Consider the following 318-nt stretch of genomic DNA (forward strand, 5'->3'; position numbering starts at 1 on the left):
TTAAAATGCGTAGCTGATACCGGCATTAACCGAGCGACCTTGTCCTGCTAATTGGCTGAAGCCTTCGCTCATATCTGTTTTAAAATCAGCAATACTGACTCCGCCTAACGGCTGTTGATAATACTGATCAAGTAAATTAGTAATTGCTAACTTAACTGTTAGCTTATCCCATCTCGCCTTGGTTGCTAAATTCACTAAGCTATAGTTGGCTGTTAGATTTTCAATACGACGCGGATCTACACGCGTTTTACTATCTACCCACTGCCAGCTTAATGAGTTTTGCCATTTACCGAGTTGTTGCTCAAGGGCTATTTTGCT

Annotated in this window: 1 pseudogene; it reads right to left on the reverse strand. The window is 41.5% G+C overall.

Annotated elements, in window-relative coordinates:
- A pseudogene (locus tag H5162_RS21185) lies at positions 1-318 on the reverse strand (TonB-dependent receptor); the annotation flags it as partial.

The sequence above is a fragment of the Pseudoalteromonas sp. SR41-8 genome, assembly GCF_014163915.1.
In the GTDB taxonomy this organism is placed as follows: domain Bacteria; phylum Pseudomonadota; class Gammaproteobacteria; order Enterobacterales; family Alteromonadaceae; genus Pseudoalteromonas; species Pseudoalteromonas rhizosphaerae.